The organism is Mesorhizobium liriopis (assembly GCF_024053505.1).
Classification (GTDB): domain Bacteria; phylum Pseudomonadota; class Alphaproteobacteria; order Rhizobiales; family Rhizobiaceae; genus Mesorhizobium_B; species Mesorhizobium_B liriopis.
Map to the genome: position 1 here is coordinate 1 of NZ_JAMXQS010000020.1, position 1,677 is coordinate 1,677.

Annotated in this window: 3 protein-coding genes; 1 reads left to right on the top strand and 2 read right to left on the bottom strand. The window is 61.8% G+C overall.

Annotated elements, in window-relative coordinates; all coding sequences use genetic code 11:
• Positions 1–89: 89 nt before the first annotated feature.
• Positions 90–323, bottom strand: coding sequence for a hypothetical protein (locus tag NGM99_RS21520; protein ID WP_252822821.1), 234 nt, complete (start codon positions 321–323; stop codon positions 90–92).
• A gap of 104 nt (positions 324–427) precedes the next feature.
• Positions 428–676, bottom strand: coding sequence for a hypothetical protein (locus tag NGM99_RS21525; protein WP_252822823.1), 249 nt, complete (start codon positions 674–676; stop codon positions 428–430).
• 231 nt (positions 677–907) lie between these two features.
• On the opposite strand from NGM99_RS21525, the gene NGM99_RS21530 reads away from it, so the two are divergent.
• Positions 908–1,677, top strand: a 770-nt coding sequence (locus NGM99_RS21530; protein ID WP_252822825.1) for a TetR/AcrR family transcriptional regulator, incomplete at its 3' end; no start/stop codon positions are given.

The window sequence follows — 1,677 nt, forward strand, 5'->3', positions numbered from 1 at the left end:
CAAAGGGCGGGCTGCAAATGCGGCCCGCCCTTTGTTTGTCTCGGTGATACGCAGAGATAACGCGTACGCAGTCTATGTGCAGTCTATGTTCAGCGGCTCTGGGCGCCGAAGGTGTCGCCTTGGTTGCCCCGCTGCAGGTCGTTCTGGTCTGCAGTCTTGTTGCCGTCATGGCTGAAGCCGCGGGCAGCCGAGCCGTCCACGCCGGTGTTGCCCTGATAGCTGTCCGACACGATCTGGGAAGACACGCGGGGGCTGACCGTCTGGGCGGCAGCAGGGGCGGCGAGGGTGACAAGGGCGCTGAGCGCGATAAGGGTCTTGGTCATAATACGAGTCTTTCGAAATGGGTGGGAGGATGCGTGGGACGGATCAGGATCCGCCCCATGCGGGGAAATGTGAGGGTCAAGCCTTAGTGGCTCTGGGCACCGCCTTAGTGGCTCTGGGCACCGAACGTGTCGCCCTGGTTGCCGCGCTGCAGGTCCTGGTTGACCGGCGCGGAAGCGGGCTCGTTGGTGCGGGTCGCATCCTGCAGGCCACGCGAGGCCGAAAGGCCGGTCGAGGCATTGCCCTGATAGAAGGGCGACACGATCTGCGAGCTTTCCTGCGGGGAAACGACCTGAGCGGCAGCGGGGGCTGCGAGGGCTGCGAGGGCGGCGAAAGCGATAAGGGTCTTGGTCATAATGATCTCTCCTACATACATCTGAGCGGAGCCTTCGAGCGCGGTGGCGAAACCAAAACGGCAAGCCCTTGTTTTTGCACTCGAGAGGTCCGGTCTCCGGCGCTAACGGCCGGTGCATTTTGACTAAACCGTTTGGTTCAGTGGCTTGAACTTAAGGCGGCCGATCGCTATAGTCAAGCCACACTAAACCGTTTGGTAAAAATAATTCCGGAGGGTGCTCAGGAGGCTGATATGGAAACGCTCAAGGAACGAGCCCACACCAACGACATCACACGCAAAGCCAAGACCGAGGCCGGCAAGACCGAGGCTGGGAAGGCTCAGTCTGGAAAGGTCGAGGCCGGCGCTGTCACGGACGCTCAGGCTTGTCCCGCAGATGCCAAGGGCCAAGAGGCTGGCACCAAGCCCTGCGACACGCCCGCTTTGTCCAAGAAGGCCAAGCAGATCCTCGACGGCGCCCGCTCGGCCTTCCACGAACTCGGCTATGAGGGCACAAGCGTCGATGAGATCGCGCGCCGGGCAGGGGTCTCCAAACCCACGCTTTACACCCACTTCGGCGACAAGCAGGCGCTGTTTGCCGCGACGTTTGCGCGCGAATGCCAGGACTATGCCGAAACCGCCTTCCACGACGACGTGGCCGACACCATGACCTGCGTGGAAACCAAGCTGCGCAGTCTCGCCCACGAGCTCGTCACCTTCTTTGTCGCCCCCGACACCCAGCGCATGTTCCGCTCGGCGGTCGCCGAAGCCGCACGCTTTCCCGATCTGGGCCGTGCCTACTTCAAGGCAGGCGAAGCCACCAAGCAGCGCATCAAGCTCATTCTCGAGCGCGCCACCGAACATGGGCTGCTCGCCGTCCCTGACCTCGATCTTGCCGCCCACCAGTTCGTCGTGCTCTGCAAGGCCGACGGCTTCTATAAAGGCCTCTTCATGGTCGAGAAAACATTCAGCAAGGACGACATCAACCGTATCGCCAACGGAACCGTCGAGCTGTTCATGAATGG

Excerpts from the sequence above, each read along its gene's own strand:
- NGM99_RS21520 (WP_252822821.1), bottom strand. The coding sequence starts at position 323 with ATGACCAAGACCCTTATCGCGCTCAGCGCCCTTGTCACCCTCGCCGCC.
- NGM99_RS21525 (WP_252822823.1), bottom strand. The coding sequence starts at position 676 with ATGACCAAGACCCTTATCGCTTTCGCCGCCCTCGCAGCCCTCGCAGCC.